This window comes from Streptomyces chisholmiae (assembly GCF_031845445.1).
Lineage (GTDB): Bacteria > Actinomycetota > Actinomycetes > Streptomycetales > Streptomycetaceae > Streptomyces > Streptomyces chisholmiae.
In genome coordinates this window covers 271,692-291,239 of record NZ_JAVREO010000001.1, presented here as the reverse complement: position 1 = coordinate 291,239, position 19,548 = coordinate 271,692, and the positions used below count along the sequence as shown (strand labels likewise).

General features: G+C 75.3%; 15 protein-coding genes and 2 pseudogenes. 13 read left to right on the top strand and 4 right to left on the bottom strand.

The genetic code is table 11. The features are described 5' to 3' along the window. Nucleotides 1-126 precede the first annotated feature (126 nt). Complete coding sequence (locus tag RM844_RS01265; protein WP_311663638.1) at nt 127-717, top strand: DUF3043 domain-containing protein; 591 nt, start codon at nt 127-129, stop codon at nt 715-717. Nucleotides 718-824: 107 nt separating this feature from the next. Further along, complete coding sequence (locus RM844_RS01260; protein ID WP_311663636.1) at nt 825-1,871, top strand: S1C family serine protease; 1,047 nt, start codon at nt 825-827, stop codon at nt 1,869-1,871. A gap of 98 nt (nt 1,872-1,969) precedes the next feature. Here the strand turns inward: RM844_RS01260 and RM844_RS01255 are convergent, their stop codons facing one another. Further along, nucleotides 1,970-2,182 carry a hypothetical protein gene (locus tag RM844_RS01255; RefSeq protein ID WP_311663634.1) on the bottom strand — a complete coding sequence of 71 codons (213 nt, stop codon included), beginning with the start codon at nt 2,180-2,182 and terminating at the stop codon, nt 1,970-1,972. A gap of 311 nt (nt 2,183-2,493) precedes the next feature. Here RM844_RS01255 and RM844_RS01250 point away from each other — a divergent pair. Then, nucleotides 2,494-3,624, top strand: a pseudogene (locus tag RM844_RS01250) (nicotinate-nucleotide--dimethylbenzimidazole phosphoribosyltransferase); the annotation flags it as partial. Nucleotides 3,625-4,195: 571 nt separating this feature from the next. Here the strand turns inward: RM844_RS01250 and RM844_RS01245 are convergent. Then, entirely contained in the window at nt 4,196-4,948 is a 753-nt protein-coding gene (locus RM844_RS01245; protein ID WP_311663632.1) for a hypothetical protein, read from the bottom strand. A 35-nt stretch (nt 4,949-4,983) separates the two neighbouring features. On the opposite strand from RM844_RS01245, the gene RM844_RS01240 reads away from it, so the two are divergent. From RM844_RS01240 to RM844_RS01215, 6 genes are all read left to right on the top strand, one after another. Next, the gene (locus RM844_RS01240; protein ID WP_311663630.1) at nt 4,984-5,832 is read left to right on the top strand and encodes an adenosylcobinamide-GDP ribazoletransferase; all 849 of its coding nucleotides are present in this window, start codon (nt 4,984-4,986) and stop codon (nt 5,830-5,832) included. Nucleotides 5,833-5,948: 116 nt separating this feature from the next. After that, nucleotides 5,949-7,472, top strand: a complete 1,524-nt coding sequence (locus RM844_RS01235; protein WP_311663628.1) for a leucyl aminopeptidase — start codon at nt 5,949-5,951, stop codon at nt 7,470-7,472. Nucleotides 7,473-7,712: 240 nt separating this feature from the next. After that, nucleotides 7,713-9,101: a dihydrolipoyl dehydrogenase gene (gene lpdA / locus RM844_RS01230; RefSeq protein ID WP_311663626.1), complete on the top strand. Its 1,389-nt coding sequence runs from the start codon at nt 7,713-7,715 to the stop codon at nt 9,099-9,101. Between the two features lie 66 nt (nt 9,102-9,167). Continuing rightward, entirely contained in the window at nt 9,168-10,889 is a 1,722-nt protein-coding gene (gene sucB, locus RM844_RS01225) for a 2-oxoglutarate dehydrogenase, E2 component, dihydrolipoamide succinyltransferase (protein ID WP_311663624.1), read from the top strand. A 113-nt stretch (nt 10,890-11,002) separates the two neighbouring features. Then, nucleotides 11,003-11,626 carry a GntR family transcriptional regulator gene (locus RM844_RS01220; RefSeq protein ID WP_311663622.1) on the top strand — a complete coding sequence of 208 codons (624 nt, stop codon included), beginning with the start codon at nt 11,003-11,005 and terminating at the stop codon, nt 11,624-11,626. A 282-nt stretch (nt 11,627-11,908) separates the two neighbouring features. After that, a complete protein-coding gene (locus tag RM844_RS01215) occupies nt 11,909-12,895 on the top strand; it encodes a helix-turn-helix transcriptional regulator (protein WP_311663620.1) in 987 nt (328 codons plus the stop codon). A 105-nt stretch (nt 12,896-13,000) separates the two neighbouring features. On the opposite strand, the gene RM844_RS01210 is transcribed toward RM844_RS01215, so the two are convergent. Next, the gene (locus RM844_RS01210) at nt 13,001-13,972 is read right to left on the bottom strand and encodes a TIGR03620 family F420-dependent LLM class oxidoreductase (protein ID WP_311664306.1); all 972 of its coding nucleotides are present in this window, start codon (nt 13,970-13,972) and stop codon (nt 13,001-13,003) included. A gap of 199 nt (nt 13,973-14,171) precedes the next feature. Here RM844_RS01210 and RM844_RS01205 point away from each other — a divergent pair, with 199 nt between their 5' ends. After that, a complete protein-coding gene (locus tag RM844_RS01205) occupies nt 14,172-14,810 on the top strand; it encodes a TetR/AcrR family transcriptional regulator (RefSeq protein WP_311663618.1) in 639 nt (212 codons plus the stop codon). Here RM844_RS01205 and RM844_RS01200 read toward each other — a convergent pair. Then, a complete protein-coding gene (locus RM844_RS01200) occupies nt 14,801-15,730 on the bottom strand; it encodes an SDR family oxidoreductase (RefSeq protein ID WP_311663616.1) in 930 nt (309 codons plus the stop codon). The genes RM844_RS01205 and RM844_RS01200 overlap by 10 nt on opposite strands. 235 nt (nt 15,731-15,965) lie before the next feature. Between RM844_RS01200 and RM844_RS01195 the strand changes: the two are divergent. The 3 genes and pseudogenes from RM844_RS01195 to RM844_RS01185 all read left to right on the top strand — a co-directional run. Further along, a pseudogene (locus RM844_RS01195) lies at nt 15,966-16,478 on the top strand (DUF4240 domain-containing protein); the annotation flags it as partial. 246 nt (nt 16,479-16,724) lie between these two features. After that, nucleotides 16,725-17,669, top strand: a complete 945-nt coding sequence (locus RM844_RS01190) for a TIGR01777 family oxidoreductase (protein ID WP_394814383.1) — start codon at nt 16,725-16,727, stop codon at nt 17,667-17,669. Between the two features lie 550 nt (nt 17,670-18,219). Then, nucleotides 18,220-19,530 (top strand): FAD-dependent oxidoreductase, encoded by a 1,311-nt coding sequence (locus tag RM844_RS01185; protein ID WP_311663612.1) that lies wholly within the window; start codon nt 18,220-18,222, stop codon nt 19,528-19,530. The last annotated feature ends 18 nt before the right edge of the window (nt 19,531-19,548 follow it).

Below are 19,548 nucleotides of genomic sequence, written 5' to 3'. Positions count from 1 at the left end.
TCCCGCCCAGGGACTAGGTGGTCCGGTGCGGAGCCGCCCGGGGACGGTGCGGCCGGCGGGGACGTTGCAGGATCGTGCCCGGCTCCCCAGGCCGATACCGTTCGAAGAGACCTTAGGCTGGTGAACGTGTTCCGAAGTCGTGCCAAAGAAGACGCCAAGACCGAGCCGGTGAGCGAGCCGGCGGACCGCCCGACGCGGGACGCCGAGGCGCCCAAGGGCCGGCCCACCCCCAAGCGCAGCGAGGCCGAGGCCCTGCGGAAGGCCGTGGTGAAGCCGGCCCGCACCCGCAAGGAGGCCGCCCAGCGCACCAAGCGGGCCCGCCGCGAGGCGCTGGACAAGCAGCGCCAGGCCCTGCTCTCCGGGGACGAGCGACACCTGCCGGCCCGGGACCGCGGCCCGGTGCGCCGGTTCGCCCGGGACTACGTGGACAGCAGCTGGCACGTCGCCGAGTACTTCCTGCCGATCGCCGTGCTGATCCTGGTGATGAGCATGATCCCGGCGACCACCAACATCGCGCTGCTGGTGTGGATGGCCGTGATCCTCGGCATCGTCTTCGACTCGATCCTGCTCTCCCGGCGGCTCAAGAAGCAGCTGCGGCAGCGCTTCCCCGACGAGAGCCTGCGCGGCGCCACCGCCTACGCGCTGATGCGGACCCTCCAGATGCGGCGGATGCGGCTGCCCCGGGCGCAGGTCAAGCGCGGCGAAGAGCCCCGCTGAGCCCGGTGCCCGGCCGCCCGCCGCGCGGCCGGGCCGGCGGACAGTGGCCCGGAACGGCGTAGCGCCCCTCCCGGTCACCGGCCGACGGAGCGTCCACAATGCCCGTTATGGCCACCCCGCTCCCGTTCCGTGCCGCCCTCGCCGCGCTCTGCCTGGGGACGCTGCTGGCCGGCGCCGGCTGCACCGCCGAGTCCGACGGCTCGGGCCCCGACCACCCGCAGGTGAACGCGCCCGAGCCGACCGTCACCGGCGAGCTGGAGCGCACCTACCAGGACGTGGTCAACGAGGTGCTGCCGTCGGTCGTGCAGATCACCACCGCGAACCAGCAGGGCTCCGGCATCGTCTACGACGAGGCGGGCCACATCGTCACCAACGCCCACGTGGTGGCCGAGGAGGACAGCTTCGAGGTCACGCTGGCGACCGGCCGCCAACCGCTGGAGGCCGAGCTGGTCAGCGCCTACCCCGAGCAGGACCTGGCGCTGCTCGCCCTCGTCGACCCGCCGGACCAGCTGCGGGCGGCCACCTTCGGCGACTCGGCCGAGGTGCGGGTGGGCCAGATCGTGCTCGCCATGGGCAACCCGCTGGGCCTGGCCTCCAGCGTCACCCAGGGCATCGTCTCGGCCGTCGGCCGGTCGGTCAGCGAGGGCGAGGGCGAGGCGACGCTCGGCAACATGGTGCAGACCTCGGCGGCGATCAACCCGGGGAACAGCGGCGGCGCGCTGGTCAACCTCTCCGGGCAGGTGATCGGCATCCCCACCCTCTCCGCCCGCGACCCCGGCTTGGGCGGCTCGGCGCCCGGCATCGGCTTCGCCATCCCGGCGTCCACCGTGACCTTCCTGACCGACCAGCTGATCGAGCACGGCCGGGTGGTGGACTCCGGACGGGCCGCGCTGGGCGTCTCGGTGCGGACCGTGCTGGGCGACGGCTTCCAGCCGGCCGGGGTGGCCGTCGTCGAGGTCACCGAGGGCGGCCCGGCCGACCGGGCCGGGCTGCGCGCCGGCGACGTGCTGACGGAGCTGGGCGGCGAGGCGATCGTCGACGTGGTCTCGCTGGCCGAGGCGCTGGCCACCCACCGGCCCGACCAACGGGTGCCGGTCGGCTACCTCCGGGACGACGAACAGCGCACCGCGGACGTGACGTTGGGCGAGGCGTAGCGCCGGGCCCTGGCCGGGCCCGGCGCACCGTTCGGCCCGGTCGCCCTCGTCGCGACCGGCGGTCGGTCCCGCCGACGGCCGGTCGCCCGCCGACCGGCTCAGTCGTCGACGGCGCTGTGCAGGCTCATCGGGCCGTAGACCCGGGTGCCGTCCTCCAGCAGCGTCACCTGGTCGATCCCGCCGTCGAGCAACTCCGGCCAGATCTCACCGATCCAGGACTCGGCGTCGCCCTGGGTACCGAAGTCCCCCGGGTCCTCCGCTGGTTGGGTCGTCGAGCCGTCCGCCTTCTCGAAGCGCCACTCCCACGCCATGCAAAGCCTCCGCTCACCCGTGACCGACTGTTGGCGGACCTGTCCGGCGGACCCGTCGGGCAGGACCGTCAGACAGACCCGTTGGCAGGCTAAGGCACGCCCCGCGCCGGGGCGCACCACCGCGCGCGACGGGCCGCGCACGCCCCGCGAGCGCCGGCTCCCGACGCGCCGGTACCCGGCACACGTCCACCACACAGAACCTGTTCCCCACCGGAACGTCCGCGACCCCCAGCACCAGAACTCCCCCGCGTGCCGGCCATCCCCGGCCGCCGCCGCCAGCCCGCGGACGGCGCGCGGGTACCCTCGTGCGCATGAGTGAGGGCGGTCTGCGACTCGACGACTTCGGTGACCTGATCGAGCGGCCCAGTGCCCGACTGCGCCGGCAGGCGGAGGCGCGACGCGCCAACCTGGCGGTGCCGCCGAAGGCGCTCGGCCGACTGGACGAGATCGGCGCCTGGCTGGCGGCGGCCCAGGGACGGGTGCCGGTGCGCCCCGTCGAACAGCCCAGGGCACTGCTCTTCGCCGGCGACCACGGGGTCGCCGAGCTGGGCGTCTCCGGCCGCCCGGCGGGCGGCACCGCCGAACTGGTCCGCGCGGTGCTGGACGGGGTGAGTCCGGCCGCCGTGCTGGCCCGTCAACTGAACGTCCCGCTGCGGGTGTTCGACCTGTCCGTCGACTGCCCCGTGGAGGAGCTGCCGGCCGAGGTCACCCGGTACCGGGTGCGCCGCGGCTCCGGCCGGCTGGACATCGAGGACAGCCTCACCGAGGAGGAGACGGCGGCGGCCTTCCGCGCGGGAATGGCCATCGCCGACGAGGAGGCCGACGCCGGCACCGACCTGATCGTGCTCGGCGACCTCTCGGTCGGCGGCACCACGGCCGCCGGCGCGCTGGTGGCGGCGATGTGCGGCACCGACGCCTCGATGGTCACCGGCCGCGGCGAGGTGCGGATCGACGACCTGGCGTGGATGCGCAAGTGCGCGGCCATCAGGGACGGACTGCGCCGGGCCCGGCCGGTGCTGAGCGACCAGCTGCGGCTGCTGGGCGCGCTGGGCGGCGCCGACCTGACGGCGATGACGGGCTTCCTGTTGCAGTGCGCGGTGCGCCGCACCCCGGTGGTGCTGGACGGCGTCGTCTCGGTGGCCTGCGCCCTGGTGGGCCAGCGGGTGGCCTTCCGGGCCCCCGACTGGTGGCTGGCCGGCCAGGCCAGCGGCGAACCGGCCCAGGCCAAGGCGCTGGAACGGATGACCCTGCGCCCGCTGCTCGACCACGGCGTGACGGCCGGCGAGGCCACCGGCGCCCTCCTCGCCCTCCCCCTCGTCCAGGCCGCGGCCGCCCTCGCCGCCGACCTCCCCGAACGCCCGACAGAGCCGGCACCGGCGGAGCCGGGTCCGGCCAAGCCGGAGGCGGCGGAGGCGGAGGCGGGTCCGGCGCAGCCGGAAGCGGCGGGCACGACGGACGCGGAACCGGCCAAGCCGGAGGCGGCGGGCACGACGGACGACGTCGCGCCGGCGGCTGGGCCGGCGGAGCCGAGGCCGGCGCAGCAGGCCGTGGGTGCCGACGAGGCGACCGCCACGGCGGGATCGGTGACCGCCCAGGCGGGGCCGCCGGCGGGCACCGAGGAAGCACCGGAAACGGGCGCCCGTACCGAGCCAGCGGCCACGGTGGAGCCGGACCCCGCCCCAGAGCCCACAGCCAAGCCGTAACCGGACCGGCAAAGACGGCGGGCACGACGGGGCCATCCACCCAACGGCTGGGCCAGCGAAAGGGCGGCGGTCGCCGACGAGGCAACAGCCGCGGCAGGACCGGTGACCGCCCAGGCGGGGCCGCCGGCGGGCACCGAGGAAGCACCGGAAACGGGCGCCCGTACCGAGCCAGCGGCCACGGTGGAGCCGGACCCCGCCCCAGGCCAGGGCGGGCGCGTCGTCCGCCAGGCGGCCGGCGTCCACGCCGGCCAGCCGCACCCACCGAAGCCGGCGGGCGGCCGCCGCCCGTTCCCGCTGCCGGCGAAGCCGGTCAGGTGCCCTCGTTCTCGCCCGTCGGGGTGCCGCCCAGCAGGTCCTGGAGGCGGCGGTTGGGTCTGGCCCAGCGGCGGTCGTGGCGGTGGGCGCGGCGGGCCGCGCGGGCGCGGGCCCGTGGTCGGCGGCGGTAGGCGCGGCGGGCCCACGGCGAGTCGGGGCGGGCCAGGCGCAGCGCGCCGATGATCGCGATCACCGGAACCAGCACGCCGAAGACGGCCAGCTTGGGTTTGCCCTTGAGCAGGCAGACCAGCGCGCACAGGAAGTGCAGCAGCACGGTGGCGATCAGGCCGCCCCGGTCGCCGCGGTCCTCCGGGGTGAGCCCGTCCACCCCCATCGGCAGGAAGCCGAGCAGCAGCATGGTGACCAGCGCGGTGGTGACCATGACCAGTTCGACGCTCTGCCGGCCCTGCTCGGACCAGTAGACGTCCTGCATGTAGAGGATCAGCGCGAACTCGTCGAGGACCAGTCCGGCGCCGACGCCGAAGACCACGGCCAGCGCCGCCGCCACCCAGCCGGTACCGCCGGCGGCGACCCCGCCGAAGCCGCCGACCAGCATCAGCAGGACCCCGGGCACCACGTGGTGCACGTGGTGCCCGCCGGCGGAGACGTCGTGGAAGGGTCCGCGGCCGGCCCGGATCAGCCGGGTCACGCAGCGGGTGACGGCGAAGCTCAGCACGAAGGCGAGGAGGGCGAGGAGCAGGGGCAGTTTGCCCGGTTCGACGATGTTCCGATACCACCAGTCGTCCATGACGGCCCAGGCTCGCCGCGCTACCCTGCGAACTGATGAACGCCACGCCGCCGTTGCCGCCCGTACCGCCCGCCGCGCCACCGCCCGCCACCGGGATGGCGGCATGGGGCGCGGGTCTGCGCTTCCTGCTGGGGGCGCGCACCGCGGTCCCGCGGGGGTGGGGGCCGGCGGACGCGGAGACCGTGGCGCGCGGCATGCGGCTGGCGCCGTTGGTGGGGCTCGGGCTGGGGGCGCTGGCCGGCGGGCTGTGCTGGACGCTGCTGGCGCTGGAGGCCGGCTGGCTGCTCACCGGGGTGCTGACGGTGGCGCTGTTGGCGCTGCTCACCCGGGGGTTGTCGCTGGCCGGCCTGGCCGGGCTCGCGGACGCGCTGGCCAGTCGGCTGCCGGCGGCGGAGGCGCGGGCGCTGGCGGGCGGCTCCTGGCTGGGGCGGGCGGGTTCGGTGGCGCTGCTCTTCGCGGTGCTGACCCAGGTCGCGGCCGTGCACGAACTCGCCGGCCACGGGCGGGACTACGCGGCCGGCGCGGTGCTGGCGGCGGTGCTGGTCGGCTGGACGGCGGTCAGTTGGGCCGGCCGGGAGGTGCCGCCGGCCGAGCCCGGCGGGCCGGACGCCGCGCTGGCCCGTTCGGTGCCGGTCTCGGTGGCGGTGCCGTTGGCGGCGGTGACCGCGTTGCTGGCCGGCGGGCTGGGCGGGCTGACCGCCGGGGAGCCGGGGGCCGGCGCGGTGATCGGGGTGAGCGCCGTGGTACTCGGCCTGGGCGCCGCCGAGTTGGTGCTGTGGCAGGCGCGGGAGCGGCTGGGCGGGCTGACCGAGGGGGTGTTGGGCGCGGTGGGCGAGACGGCCACGGCGGTCGCGTTGGTCACCCTGGTGGTGGGCGCGACCTGATCCCGGTGCCGGGGCGAGGTGCGGCGTAGTCTTCTGTGCCGGACGGCCGGTGCGACGTTTTCCGGCCAGTCCTGGCACGCCAGCACCTGACGCACACAAGGACGGAATCCCACACCGTGACTGCACTGACCCTCAGCAACCTCTCCGCGGCGACCGTGCCGGCGGACGCCGTCGTCATCGGCGTCGCCAAGGGCGAATCGGGGCCGGTGCTGGCCGCAGCCGGCGCGCCCGCCGCCGCCGTGGACGCCGCGACGGGCGGCACGTTGGCCGCGACGCTGACCACCCTGGGCGCCAAGGGTGGTGAGCTGGAGATCACCAAGCTGGCGACCCCGGAGGGCGTCGCGGCGCCGCTGCTGGTGGCGGTCGGCCTGGGCGCGGTTCCCGAGGAGGGCGCCGCGTTCGACCCGGAGCGGCTGCGCCGGGCGGCGGGCGCGGCGGCCCGGGCGCTGGCCGGGTCGGCGCACGCGGCGTTCGCGCTGCCGCTGGCGGACACCGAGGCGGTGACCGCGGTCGCGGAGGGCGCGCTGCTGGGCGCCTACCGGTTCACCGCGTTCCGCGGCCGGGACTTCGACGGCTCCGAGTCGGCGCCGCCCGGCCAGGTGACCGTGCTGGACGAGGGCGCGGCGGACGACGCGCACACCGCGGCGGTGGAGCGGGCGCTGGTGGTGGCCGAGGAGGTGGCCAGGGCCAGGGACCTGATCAACACCCCGCCGGACGCGCTGACCCCGGCGGAGTTCGCCGCGCGGGCCACCGAGGCGGCGCCCGGGTACGGCGTGGACGTGACGGTGTGGGAGGAGGAGGCGCTGGCGGAGGGCGGCTTCGGCGGGCTGATCGGCGTGGGCCGTGGCTCGGCGAACCCGCCACGGCTGGTGCGGCTGGCCTACCGCAACCCGGCGGCCTCCCGGACGCTGGCGCTGGTCGGCAAGGGCATCACCTACGACTCGGGCGGCATCTCGCTGAAGCCGGCCGGCCACAACGAGACGATGAAGTGCGACATGAGCGGCGCGGCCGCCGTGTACACGGCGGTGCTGGCGGCGGCCCGGCTGGGGCTGCCGGTCAACATCACCGGCTGGCTGGCGCTGGCGGAGAACATGCCGTCGGGTTCGGCGACCAAGCCGGGCGACGTGCTGAGCCTGTACGGCGGGAAGACCGTCGAGGTGCTGAACACCGACGCGGAGGGCCGGCTGGTGCTGGGCGACGCGTTGGTGCGGGCGTGCGAGGAGGAGCCGGACGCGGTCGTCGACGTGGCGACGCTGACCGGCGCGATGGTGGTGGCGCTCGGCGAGCGCACCATGGGCGTGCTGGGCACGGACGAGTTCCGGGACCTGGTGCACGAGACGGCCGTCGAGGTGGGCGAGCCGTCCTGGCCGATGCCGATGCCGACCGAGCTGGCCGAGTCCCTGAAGTCGGTGGTGGCCGACCTGCCGAACGTGGCCGGCCGGATGGGCGGCGGGCTGCTGGCGGGCGTCTTCCTGCGCGAGTTCGTGCCGGCGGACCTGCGCTGGGCGCACCTGGACATCGCCGGCCCCGCGTACAACGACGGCTCGGCCTACGGCTACACGCCGAAGGGCGGCACCGGCTTCGCGGTGCGCACCCTGGTGCGGCTCGCGGAGCGCGCCGCGGACGGTGACCTGGGCTGACGTCCCGGGCGTGGCACCGGGTGCCGGCCCCGGACGGTCGGGACGGTGACGGCCGCCGTGTGGCGGTCGTCACCCGCCCGCCGTCCCACCAGGGTCCGGCAGGTGCGAAGATGGTCTTCCGGCAGGACAGGGCCAGGCTCAACCAGCGAGCCACAGCAAGCCGCACGATCCGCGGCGGACAGACGACGCCGACCGGTCAGCGCCGACCGGCCGGTGCACCCATCCATGGAGGAACGTGACGTGGCGAACGACGCCAGCACCGTTTTCGACCTAGTGATCCTCGGAGGCGGCAGCGGCGGTTACGCCGCAGCGCTGCGCGCCTCCCAGCTGGGTCTCGACGTGGCCCTGATCGAGAAGAACAAGCTGGGCGGCACCTGTCTGCACCAGGGCTGCATTCCCACCAAGGCCCTGCTGCACGCCGGCGAGATCGCCGACGCGGCGCGCGAGGGCGCCGAGTTCGGTGTGCGGACCACCTTCGACGGCATCGACATCGCGGGGGTCCACAAGTACAAGGACGGCGTGGTCTCGGGCCTCTACAAGGGGCTCCAGGGGCTGGTCGCCTCCCGCAAGATCACGTACGTGGAGGGCGAGGGCCGGCTGTCGTCGCCGACCTCGGTCGACGTGAACGGGCAGCGCTACACGGGGCGGCACGTCCTGCTGGCCACCGGCTCGGTGCCCAGGTCCCTGCCCGGCCTGACGATAGACGGCGACCGGATCATCTCCTCCGACCACGCGCTGGTCCTGGACCGGGTGCCGAAGTCCGCCATCGTGCTCGGCGGCGGCGTGATCGGCGTGGAGTTCGCCTCCGTCTGGAAGTCCTTCGGCGCGGACGTGACCATCGTCGAGGGCCTGCCGCACCTGGTGCCGGTGGAGGACGAGAACAGCTCCAAGCTGCTGGAGCGCGCCTTCCGCAAGCGGGGCATCAACTTCTCCCTCGGCTCCTTCTTCCAGGGCGCCGAGTACACCGACGACGGGGTGCGGGTCACCCTGGCGAACGGCAAGACCTTCGAGGCCGAGGTGCTGCTGGTGGCGATCGGCCGCGGGCCGGTCTCCGCGGGGCTCGGCTACGAGGAGGCCGGGGTCGCGCTGGACCGCGGCTTCGTGCAGGTCGACGAGTACTGCCAGACCAACGTGTCGACCATCTCGGCCGTCGGTGACCTGATCCCGACGCTCCAGCTGGCGCACGTCGGCTTCGCCGAGGGCATCCTGGTCGCCGAGCGGCTGGCCGGGCTCTCCCCGGTGCCGATCGACTACGACGGCGTGCCGCGGGTGACCTACTGCCACCCGGAGGTGGCCTCGGTGGGCGTCACCGAGGCGCGCGCCAAGGAGCTGTACGGCGCGGACCAGGTCGTCACCCTGAAGTACAACCTCGCGGGCAACGGCAAGAGCAAGATCCTGAAGACGGCGGGCGAGATCAAGCTCGTGCGGGTGCGGGACGGCGCCGTGGTGGGGGTGCACATGGTGGGCGACCGGCTCGGCGAGCAGGTTGGCGAGGCCCAGTTGATCTACAACTGGGAGGCGCTGCCCGCCGAGGTGGCGCAGCTCATCCACGCCCACCCGACCCAGAACGAGGCGCTGGGCGAGGCCCATCTCGCCCTGGCCGGCAAACCGCTGCATTCCCACGACTGATCCTGGCCGCGTGGTCCCAGAGCGCGCGTAACCCATTGCCACATTTCGTAAGGAGCAACAGAAACCATGGCGGTTTCCGTAACCCTTCCGGCGCTCGGCGAGAGCGTGACCGAGGGCACCGTCACCCGCTGGCTGAAGGCCGAGGGCGAACACGTCGAGGCTGACGAGCCGTTGCTTGAGGTCTCCACCGACAAGGTCGACACCGAGATCCCCGCGCCGGCCGCCGGCGTGCTGTCCTCCATCAAGGTGGCCGAGGACGAGACCGTCGAGGTCGGCGCCGAGCTGGCCGTGATCGACGACGGTTCCGGCGCTCCGGCGGCCGCGCCGGCGCCGGCCGCCGAGGCCGCGCCGGAGCCCGCTCCGGCGCCGCAGGCCGAGGCGCCCCAGCCGGCCCAGCCGGCGGCGCCGGCTCCGGCGGCTGAGGCGCCGTCCGGTGGCGCTGCCGAGGGCACCGACGTGGTGCTCCCGGCGCTCGGTGAGAGCGTCACGGAGGGCACCGTCACCCGCTGGCTCAAGGAGGTCGGCGAGGAGGTCGAGGCCGACGAGCCGCTGCTTGAGGTCTCCACCGACAAGGTCGACACCGAGATCCCCGCGCCGGTCGCCGGCACCCTGCTGGAGATCACCGTCGGCGAGGACGAGACGGCCGAGGTCGGCGCCAAGCTCGGCGTGATCGGCGCGGCCGGTGCCGCTCCCGCGCCGGCGCCCGCGCCGGCTGCCCCGGCGCCCGCCGCGGCCCCCGCGCCCCCGGCGGCCGAGGCGCCCAAGCCGGCTCCGGCTCCGGCCCCCGCGCCGGCGGCCAAGCCGGCTCCGGCGGCCCCGGCTGCCCCGGCGCCGGCCGCCGCCCCCCGGGCGACGACCGCGCCGCCCGCGGACGGCGCCTATGTCACCCCGCTGGTGCGCAAGTTGGCCAGCGAGAACGGCGTCGACCTGGGGCAGGTCAAGGGCTCCGGGGTGGGTGGCCGGATCCGCAAGCAGGACGTGCTGGCCGCCGCCGAGGCCGCCAAGGCCGCGGCCGCCGCCCCGGCGCCGGCCGCCAAGGCCGCCAAGGCGCCGGCCCAGCCGTCGCCGCTGCGTGGCCAGACCGTCAAGATGCCGCGCATCCGCAAGGTCATCGGCGAGAACATGATGCGCGCCCTGCAGAACCAGGCGCAGCTCTCCTCGGTGGTCGAGGTCGACGTCACCAAGGTGATGCGGCTGCGGGCCAAGGCCAAGGAGTCGTTCCTGGCCCGGGAGGGCGTCAAGCTCTCCCCGATGCCGTTCTTCGTCAAGGCGGCCGCCGAGGCACTGAAGGTGCACCCGGTGATCAACGCCAGGATCAACGACGACGGCACCATCACCTACCACGATGTCGAGAACGTGGGCATCGCGGTGGACTCCGAGAAGGGCCTGATGGTCCCGGTCATCAAGGACGCCGGTGACCTGAGCCTGGCCGGGATCGCCAAGAAGACCGCCGAGCTGGCCGGCAAGGTCCGCAAGGGCGGGCTGGCCCCGGACGACATGGCGGGCGGCACGTTCACGATCAGCAACACCGGTTCGCGCGGCGCGCTGTTCGACACCATCATCGTGAACTACCCGCAGGTCGCCGAGCTGGGGATCGGTGCCACCGTGCGCCGTCCCGTGGTGGTCAACCACCCGGACCTGGGCGAGACCATCGCGATCCGGGACATGGTCTACCTGACCCTGTCCTACGACCACCAGCTGGTGGACGGGGCGGACGCGGCCCGTTACCTGTCGGAGGTCAAGGCCCGGCTGGAAGCCGGGGAGTTCGAGGGCGAACTCGGTCTCTGAGCCGAGGTGGCCGCGCCCCGTCCGGGTCCTCCCGGGCGGGGCGCGGCCCGTTCTGCCCGGGGTCAAGAGCAGGTCAAGCCAGCGGCCGGCAACGGCCCGACAGGAGAGAAGTGATGAGCCCGCCCATCGTCCACTCGCTGCGGCAGCAGATCCGTGAGCACATCGTGGAGGGCATCGTCAGTGGCCGCTGGCAGCCGGGAGAGCGGATCGTGGAGCGCCGGATCGCGGTCGAGCTGGAGGTCAGCCAGACGCCGGTGCGGGAGGCGCTCCGGGAGCTGGAGACGCTCCGGCTGATCGAGTCGGCGCCCAACAAGGGTGTTCGGGTGCGGGAGTTGACCGCTTCCGATCTGGAGGAGATCTATCCGGTGCGGGCCGGTCTTGAGCAGATCGCCGCCGAGCTGGCCGCCGAGCGGCTGGCCGGGGACGCCTCGGCGCTGGTGCCCGAGGTCGCGGCGCTGCGCACGGCGGACCTGGCCAACGACGCGGAGGCCCAGGTGGGGCACACCGTCGCGTTCCACCACCAGCTGGTGATGGCCTCGGGGAACAGCGTGCTGCTGCACACCTGGGAGTCGTTGGGCATCGAGATCTGGACCGCGCTCTCCATCCGCTGGCTGGGCACCAGGCAGCGGTCCTACGCGGAGGAGCACCAGGAGCTGATCGACGCCTTCGTCCGGCGCGATCCGCGCATCGGGGAACTGGTCAAGGAACATGTCCTGAACTGTGCACCCCGTGCCTGATCTTCCTTAGTTCGCCCCGCTTTGCCCTGGCACGCGGTGTCAATTTACTCAAAAGCTTTGATCGATCATCGATCAGGGGCCTACAGTGCGAGACGAAGAAAGAGCCGTGCCACGCATCGCACCTGTCCTGCCGCGTGGCGCGGCTCTGCCCGAGGCCCGGGTCCCGATGTCGCGCCAACGATTCCAGGGACCCGGCCCTCACGGTTGCCCTCATGTTGCCACCCCCGCCCCTCCCCCGCCCCCGGTTTTCTCCGATGTCGACGGATGATGCAGGCTGGGGCCATGCGCGCGGCTCGGTTGATCAGACTGGTCCTGTTGCTGCAGTCCCGGCGGAGCATGACGGCCGGCGAGCTGGCCGCCGAGCTGGAGGTCTCCGAACGCACCGTGGCCCGGGACGTGGCCGCGCTCTCCGAGGCCGGGGTGCCGGTCTACGCGGACCGGGGCCGCGCCGGCGGCTACCGCCTGCTGGGGGGCTACCGCACCCGGCTGACCGGCCTGGACCGGGACGAGGCCGAGGCCCTCTTCCTCTCCGGGGTACCGTCCGCGCTGCGTGACATGGGCCTGGCGGACACCGCCTCGGCCGCCCGGCTCAAGCTCGCGGCGGCGCTGCGGCCCGAGCTGCGGGACGCCGAGCACAGCGCGGCCGGCCGCTTCCACCTGGACGCCCCGCACTGGTGGCAGGCCCCGGAGACCCCCGAGGCGCTGCCGCTGGTCGCCGAGGCGGTCTGGGCCGAGTCCACCCTCAGCGCCGACTACCGGCGGGGCGACGGCCGCACGGTGACCCGGGTCTGGGAGCCGCACGGGCTGGTGCTCAAGGCCGGCGCCTGGTACCTGGCGGCCCGGCCGGTGGGAGCGGCCGGCCACCGGATCTACCGGGTGGCCCGCTTCTCCGCGGCGGCGGTGACCGGTGAACCGTTCGCGCGCGACCCGGAGTTCGACCTGCCGGCGTTCTGGGCCGAGCGGGCCGCCGCGTTCGCCCGCTCGATCCTGCGGGAGTCCGTCCGCCTGCGGCTCACCGCGGCCGGCGCCCGCCAACTGCGCCGCCACACCGACCGGACGGCGGCCGATGAGGCGCTGGCCGCCGCCGGCCCGCCGGACGAGCGGGGGCGGGTCACCGTCACCCTGCCCGTCGAGTCGCTGGACGTGGCCTTCGAGCAACTGCTGACGCTGGGCCCCGAGGTCGAGGTACTGGGCCCCGAGGCACTCCGCACCCGGCTGGCCCGGGCGGCCGAGCGGACGGCGGCCCTCTACCGCTCCCCCGGGACCTGACGGCCCCGGCCCCGCGCCGGGAGACCGCCCAGGAGACCGCCCAGGAGGCCGCCCGGTGGACCGCCGGCCGCTCGGGCCGAGGGCCTCCGGCCGGGCACGGGGTGGTCAGCCCCGCGCGTGGGCCGGATGGCGCGGGATCAACGCGGCGGCCAGGTCCCGCCAGCCGGCGCTCGGCAGCGCGGTGGGGTCGGGGGTGAGCACCTGGAGGCAGACGTGGTCGGCGCCGGCGGCCAGCTGCGTCCGCACCCGCTCCTCGACGGCCTCCAGGTCGCCCTGGGCGACCAGGGCGTCCACCAGCCGGCGGCTCGGTGTCGTCCCGAGATCCGTGTCGGTGAAGCCGAGGGCCCGCAGGTTGCGCTGGTGGTGCGGGGCGGCGAGATAGGGGGCGACATGAGCGGTGGCCAGCTCCCTGGCCCGGGCCCGGTCCCGGTCAAGCACCACGGCCTGCTCCACCCCCAGGAACGCCTCGGCGCCCAGCGCCGCCCGCGCCCGCACGGTGTGCTCGACCGGCACGAAGTAGGGGTGCGCGCCCAGCGTGCGTTCGCCGGCGAGCGCCAGCATGCGGGGCCCGAGCGCCGCGAGCAGCCGGGGTGGCGGTGAGAGGGGCACCGGTCCGTGCGCGGGAACCGCGTCCATGGCGTCCAGATAGCCGCGCATGAGGGCCAGCGGTCGGCCCCGGGCCGGCACCGGGGAGTCGTCGGACCGGTGGATGGCGCCTTCCACCCGGTGGCCACCGAGTCCCAGCAGGTAGCGCTCGGGGAACGCCTCGCCGAGCGCGCGCTCGGCGCCGGCCAGCGCGATCGGGTCACGCAGCATGACGTTGGCGATGCCCGAGGCGACGGTGAGCCGGCGGGTGGCCGAGAGCAGCAGCCAGGCCTGGCTCACGGTGTCCCGGCCGAACCCCTCGCCGAACCAGAGCGCCCCCCAGCCCAGTTCGTCCAACTCGGCCGCCGTCTCCCGCACCAGGGAGGCCGGCTGAGCGTCGAGGGCGAAGGTCCACAGACCCACCGGCCCCATCACCCGACGCAGCCGTGCGGCCCCGCGCGCCACCCTGCCGTCCGACGCCTCGTCAACCATCGTCATGGCCATCGCCCACCCTCAGCCCACCAACCGGAGAGGTTCTCCGTTTTGCCTGACCGGGTCACCCTACCCCGGCACTCGGATATTCGGAGAGTCTCTCCGCTTGTCCGGGGTGGCCTGTCCCGCCCGGGCCGTCCCCGGGTCACCCCGCGGTCGCCGCCCGCCGCCCGGCCGATGGAAGATGGAAGATGGGGCCATGGCGGACACGACGGAGACGGGACCGGGCGACCGGGCGGGGCGACCCACCGGGCGCGCTGACGCGCGCCGCAACCGCGAAAGGCTGCTGGCCGCCGCCGAGGAGGTCTTCGCTACGTCGGGCCCAACCGCCTCGCTCAACCAGATCGCACGCCGCGCCGGAGTCGGCCCCGGCACCCTCTACCGCCATTTCCCCGGCCGCGACGCACTTCTGGCCGGCGTGCTGGACGAACGGATCGACCGGCTGACCCGCCGGGCCGACGCGCTGCTGACCGCACCCGAGGCCGATCGGGCCCTGGCGGACTGGCTGGCCGCCTTCCTGGACCACGCGCGAAGCCAACAGGGCCTGGGCAGCGCCCTGTTGTTGGCCCGATCCAGCGAGTTCGGCCTCGACTGCCACCACCGGCTCCGGGCGGCGGCCGGGGCCCTTCTCGACCGGGCCCAGGCCAGTGGCGGCACCCGCCCCGACATCACGACGGACGAGATGCTGCGGTTGGTCGTCGGGGTCGCCCTGGCCACCGTGGAGACGGCGGCGGACGACGCCGCCCCGGGGCCGGCGGAAGACCCTCCACCGACCCCACAGCGACTGCTCGGCCTGGTGCTGGACGCGCTGGGCGGCCCCGCACCGCCTCAGCGGTAGTCGGCCGCGTCCACCTCCTCCCCCGCCAGCACCCGCTTCAGGTAGGGCCAGCAGTCCGGCCGGGAACCGTCCACGTCGGTCACCCCGTACTCCCTGGCCAGCGTGCCGCTGTCCAGCGAGCGCCCGTTGAAGCGGGCCCGCTCCGGGTCGGCGGCCAGCGCCGCCACGCCCCGCCCCAGGTAGGTCGGGGTCTCGGAGATGGCGAAGTGCGGGTCCTGGGCGATCCCGTCGCGCCAGTTCTCCTCGGTCACCTTGAAGTAGGTGTCCAGCATCTGCTCCGAACGCAGGAAGCCGGGCGTCACCGCGACCGCCGTGCAGCCGAAGCCGCTCAGCTCCCGCCCCAGCCCGAGCGCCATCCGGAGCGGGGCGTACTTGGCCAGGTCGTAGTAGAACGCGCCCCGGTAGTCGGCGTTCGACTCCGCCGTCCCGTCCGTCACCTCGACCAGCAGCCCGCCCTCGTGCCGGGTGAGCAGCGGCAGCGCGTGGTGGCTGGTGACGATGTGCGTCTCCACGCCGAGCCGGAGCATCCGCAGGCCGCGGTCCAGGTCGGTCTCCCACATCCGCTCGGTGAACGGGTGGTCGATCAGGTGGTCGGCGCCCCAGATGTCGTTGACCAGGATGTCCAGCCGGCCCCGCTCCCGGTCGATCCGTGCCACCAGCGCCGCGACCTGCTCGCGCGCCAGGTGGTCGGTGGGCACCGCGACCCCCTCGCCGCCGGCCGCGGTGACCAGTTCCCCGGTCTCCTCGATGGTCTCGGTGGCCCGGCCCACCTCGCTCACCGCCGCCCTGGTGGTGCGGCCGGTGACGTACACGGTCGCGCCGGCCCGGCCCAGCTCCACCGCCAGCGCCCGGCCCGCGCCCCTGGTCGCCCCGGCGACCAGGGCGATCCGTCCGGCCAGGGGTCCATCCTGCGTGCTCACTCCGTGTCCTCCAGGGTCGTCGCTCGACGGCCGGTTCCGCCGTCCGGCGGCCGGTGCCGGCTCCGACCCTGGCAGCCAATCCCGACACCTGGTGTCCGGATTCCGCGCGGCTTCCTCGGGTCCTCCGGTTCGCGCCGGCCGGACCACCCCGGGGCGGGGCCACCGGCTCGGCGCCGTCCGACCGGGTGACGTTCGAGGTGCGGAGCGGGCCGGGCCCGCCGATCCTGTTGCCGTGATGGACGAGACGGAGTTCTGGGCGCTGGTGGACGGCACGCGGCTCGCCGCCGGCCACGACCCGGACCTGCACGCCGAGTTGCTGGTGGAACGGCTGACCGAGCTGGACCCGGAGGCCGTCCAGGACTTCGCGCGGCACTTCGAGGCCCGCTTCGGCCGCGCCTACCGGTGGGACCTGTGGGGCGCGGCCTGGCTGCTGCTCGACGGCGCCGACGAGGACACCTTCGAGAACTTCCGCTGCTGGCTGATCAGCCGGGGCCGGCGGGTCTTCGAGGGCGCGCTCGCCGACCCGGACGCGCTCGCCGAGCTGCTGCCCGACTTCGACGGCGGGCGCGAGGGGGAGGCCGAGGAGTTCGGCTACGCCGCGTTCGACGCCTACGAACAGCTGACCGGCGACGAACTGCCGGACCTCGGCCTCGGCGAACCGGGGAACGAGCCGCTGGGAGCCGCGCTCGACCTGGCCGACGAGGCGGCGCTGGCCGCCGCCTACCCACGGCTGTGGGCCCGCTTCGGGCCCGGCGCCGGGCGGCCGGCCGGGCCGGGCGCGGCGTCCGACGGCTGGTCGGACACGGGGCCGGGCGGGGCGCCGGGGGGCTGGCCGGGGGAGCCATCCGGCAGTGGGTCGGGCGGAGCGCGGGTGTCGAGCGGGTACTACGACGAGGTCGCCGGCGAGCCGTCCGACCGCTGGACGGCGGACCGACCGGGAGCCGCCGACGCACCCGGCATCGCGGGTGGCCCGGCACCGGTCTGATCGGCCAGGATGATCGACATGGCAGCTGACACCCCCTACACCACCGAACTCCCCCACCGGGTCGCGGTGACCGGCACCTCGGGACTCCTCGGCGGCGCGCTGGTCGCCTCCCTCCGCTCGGCGGGGTGCGAGGTGGTGCGTCTGGTCCGGCACCCGCCCCGGGCGGCGGACGAGGCCCGCTGGGACCCGACCGGGCAGGACCGGGCGGCGAACGTCACCGCGTTGGCCGGCTGCGACGCCGTGGTCCACCTAGCCGGCGCGGGGGTCAGCGACCGCCGCTGGACCGCCCGGTACAAGCGGCTGGTCCGGGACAGCCGGGTGCTGGGCACCACCGCCGTCGCGGAGGCCATCGCCGCCCAGACCACCCCGCCCCGGGTCTTCCTGTGCGGCAGCGCGATCGGCTACTACGGGGACACCGGCGACCGGCCGGTGGACGAGGACGCCGCCGCCGGCCAGGGCTTCCTGGCCGACGTCTGCCAGGACTGGGAGGGCGCCGCCGAGGCGGCCCGCCGGGCCGGGGTACGCACCGTGCACCTGCGCACCGGGCTGGTCGCCTCCCGGAAGGGCGGGGCCTGGGCCCGGCTCTTCCCGATCTTCCGGGCCGGCGTCGGCGGCCGGCTGGGCAACGGGCGGCAGTACTGGAGCGTCATCTCGATCGCCGACCACCTGGCCGCCATGCGCTTCCTGCTCCAGGCGGGGAACGAGCTGTCCGGGCCGGTCAACCTCACCGGACCGACGCCGGTCACCAACCGGGAGGTCACCCGGATCATGGGGCGGGTGCTGCACCGGCCGGCCGTCCTCCCGGTGCCGAAGTTCGCCCTGCGGATCGTGGTCGGCCAGTTCACCGAGGACATCGTGGGCAGCCAGCGGGTGCTGCCGGCCCGGCTGACGACCGCGGGGTTCACCTTCCAGCACCCGACGGCGGAGGCGGCGATCCGGGCGGCCCTGGACTGACGGACGGCGCGACGAACGGCGCGACGGACGGGCGTCCGGGGCGCGGGCGGGGGGCCTTGGCGGCGGTCGTCGCCGTCGCCGTCACCGTGGTTGTCAGTGGCGGGAGCTACTCTCCGTGACATGAATCGCCTCTGCTGTCACAGTACGTCACTCTCCGTCCGGCTCGTCGCCCGCCGTACCGCGCCGCTGGTCGTCCGACTCGTCGCCCCGCTCCTCGTCCGGCTCCGCCGCCAGCTCGCGGCGCGCGTCCCGCTCGCCCGCCGGCTCGGCCTGGGCCCCCTGCTGGCCGGCCTGACCGTTCCGCCCGGTCCGCCCGGTTCGCCGGCGGGTTCGCCGCCAGGCGTCCGCCCCCGTCCGCCCGGCGGGCCCTGCGCCGCCCTCGTGCTCCGGTGCCCGGTGCGTGCGCTCTGCCGCTTTCGGGGCGGCGTGAGAGGGTCAGCTCCGGTTCGGAAGGCATTGCTCGCTTCCCAGCGGGCATCAGGTAGCAGGGCCCACCGGCCACCGCCTGACCGCCGCTCCGACGCACCGACCACCTCACCCGGGAGGCCCAGTGCTCAGCAGCCGAACACGGCGTACGGACGCCGACGTCGTCATCATCGGGGCCGGCCCGGCCGGGCTGTCGGCCGCGCACCGGCTGACCGCCGCCGGACTGACGGTCATCGTGCTGGAGGCCGGCGAGCGGATCGGTGGCCGGCTGGCCACCGAGCTTCGGGACGGCTTCCGGCTGGACCGCTCCAGCCAGCTCACCCTCCCCGACTCCCCGGCCCTGGCCGAGCTGCCCCGCCGGGTGCCGCTGCGCCGGCTGACCGGCGGCGTCCAGCTGCACGGCGCCGGCCCGGTCCGCCAGCTGGGTGGCGAGCCGCCGCCCGGCGGCGAGGAGGGGCCCGAGGGTGGTGCCGGTGCCGGCCGGTCGCCCGCCGAGCCGTTCGACCAGATCTGGCTGCGGGCCAACCTGGCCCGCCTCGGCCGGCTCTCCGAGGAGCAGCTCTCCCAGCGGCCCGAGTCGACCGCGGCCGAGGCCCTGGCCCGGCGGGACATCCCGACCCGGATCGCGGACGCCATGCTGCGGCCGGCGCTGGCCGCGCTGCTCCACGACCCGGAGCTGGCCACCTCCAGCCGGCTGAGCGACGCGGTGCTGCGCGCCTTCGCCCGGCACGGGCTGGCGCTGGCCGAGGGAGGCGCCGCCGCGCTGCCGGAGGCGCTGGCCGCCGAGCTGCCGCCGGACTCGGTGCGCACCGGGGTGCGGGTCACCTCGGTCGCGACCACCCGGGTCGAGACCGCGGCGCACGGCGTGCTGCGCTGCCGGGCGGTCCTGGTGGCCACCGGTGCGGCCACGGCGGCCCGGCTGCTGCCGGGGCTTCGGATGCCGCGCTTCCACCAGCTGACCGTGCTGCACCACGCGGCGCCGGCGCTGTCGGTGCCGCACCCGGCGCTGCTGGTGGAGGCCGCCGCGCGCGGCCCGGTGGCACACTCGGTGGCCGCCTCGGCGGCCGACCCGAGCCGGGCCCCGGCGGGGCAGACGTTGCTCACCTCGGTGATCATCGGCCCGGCCGCTGCCGGGTCGGTCGAGTCGCTGGACCGGGCGGCGCGCCCCCAGCTCAGCCAGTTGTACGGGGTGGCAGCCGACCGCTGGCGGCTGCTGGCCGCCCACCACGACCCGCAGGCGGTGCCGGTGCTGCCCCCGCCATACCGGCGGCGCCGGCCGGCGCGGCTGCTGGACGGCCTCTACGTCTGCGGCGACCACCGGGACCTGCCGGGGATCACCGGGGACCTCAACTCGGCCCGCCGGGCCAGCCTGGCCGTCCTGGACGACCTGGGCTGCGCCCCCGCGGCCGAGGACTCCACCCGGGCCGCGGGCTGACCCGCCCCCGGGCGGCGC

Excerpts from the sequence above, each read along its gene's own strand:
- RM844_RS01240 (WP_311663630.1), top strand. The coding sequence starts at position 4,984 with ATGAACGCCACGCCGCCGTTGCCGCCCGTACCGCCCGCCGCGCCACCG.
- RM844_RS01210 (WP_311664306.1), bottom strand. The coding sequence starts at position 13,972 with ATGGTTGACGAGGCGTCGGACGGCAGGGTGGCGCGCGGGGCCGCACGG.
- RM844_RS01205 (WP_311663618.1), top strand. The coding sequence starts at position 14,172 with ATGGCGGACACGACGGAGACGGGACCGGGCGACCGGGCGGGGCGACCC.
- sucB (WP_311663624.1), top strand. The coding sequence starts at position 9,168 with ATGGCGGTTTCCGTAACCCTTCCGGCGCTCGGCGAGAGCGTGACCGAG.
- RM844_RS01190 (WP_394814383.1), top strand. The coding sequence starts at position 16,725 with ATGATCGACATGGCAGCTGACACCCCCTACACCACCGAACTCCCCCAC.
- RM844_RS01255 (WP_311663634.1), bottom strand. The coding sequence starts at position 2,182 with ATGGCGTGGGAGTGGCGCTTCGAGAAGGCGGACGGCTCGACGACCCAA.
- RM844_RS01215 (WP_311663620.1), top strand. The coding sequence starts at position 11,909 with ATGCGCGCGGCTCGGTTGATCAGACTGGTCCTGTTGCTGCAGTCCCGG.
- RM844_RS01260 (WP_311663636.1), top strand. The coding sequence starts at position 825 with ATGGCCACCCCGCTCCCGTTCCGTGCCGCCCTCGCCGCGCTCTGCCTG.
- RM844_RS01245 (WP_311663632.1), bottom strand. The coding sequence starts at position 4,948 with ATGGACGACTGGTGGTATCGGAACATCGTCGAACCGGGCAAACTGCCC.
- RM844_RS01220 (WP_311663622.1), top strand. The coding sequence starts at position 11,003 with ATGAGCCCGCCCATCGTCCACTCGCTGCGGCAGCAGATCCGTGAGCAC.